Raw genomic sequence first — 866 nt, 5'->3', positions numbered from 1 at the left:
CGGCCGCATCGAGCCGCGCGCGCTCGGCGCGCACGGCCTTCGCGGTGCGGCGGCGGCCGAGGTACATCATCCAGCCGCTGATCGCGAACAGCGCGAGCCCCAGGCTCGTGAGCATCATCACGATGCGCCCCGGCAGGCCCCAGTAGGTGCCCATGTGCAGCGGGTAGATGCTGTTCACGAGGCGGCCTGCGAGCGGCTTGTCGGCATAGCGTTCGTGGCGCAGCGTCTCGCCGGTCGCGGCCTGCTGGTACAGGCGGTTGCGTGCGCGCTCGTGCTCGGCGTGCGTGCGCAGGTAGACGGCCTCCACCTGCGTGCCGTTGCGCGCGGGCAGCCGCAGCGTCACCTGGGTCCAGTCGCCGCCCGTGGTGTCGACGAAGGCCTGCCAGACGCGCGCCAGGTCGAGCGTCACCGGGGCATCGGCCGGCGCGCGTTCGGCGCGCACCACGCGGCCCTCGCCGACCGCGCCGTCGACCGCCTTGCGCAAGCCGTCGAAGGCCCAGTACATGCCGGTGGTGGTCGACACCACGTAGGCCAGCAGCGCGACGGTGCCGACCACCGCATGCAGGTTCCACAGGAAGGCACGGCCGCGCAGCGCGAAGTCGATGCGCAGCCACTGGCGCCACGCGAAGGGCCGGCGCGGCCAGCGCAGGTACAGGCCCGACAGCGCGAGCAGCAGCAACAGGCCGGCCAGCGAGCCGGTGATGGGCTTGCCGTCGTCGCGCGGCAGCAGCAGCCAGCGGTGCAGCTCCTCGACGAACTCGAAGAAGTGCTCGCCCACCGGATCGGGCAGCAGCGCGCCGGTGGCGGGATCGGCGAAGCGCGTCTCGCCGCGCCGCTCACCGGGCGGCGGTGCGAACCCGATGCGC

Annotated in this window: 1 protein-coding gene; it reads right to left on the bottom strand. The window is 73.6% G+C overall.

Going from position 1 to position 866, the window contains the following annotated elements:
- Positions 1 to 866, bottom strand: an 866-nt coding sequence (locus VBO01S_RS31515; RefSeq protein WP_169805126.1) for a PepSY-associated TM helix domain-containing protein, incomplete at both ends; no start/stop codon positions are given.

Origin of the sequence: Variovorax boronicumulans NBRC 103145 (assembly GCF_001591345.1) — a bacterium.
Lineage (GTDB): Bacteria > Pseudomonadota > Gammaproteobacteria > Burkholderiales > Burkholderiaceae_C > Variovorax > Variovorax boronicumulans.
Note: the sequence above shows the minus strand (reverse complement) of the source record. Positions and strands in the feature narration are given on the sequence as shown.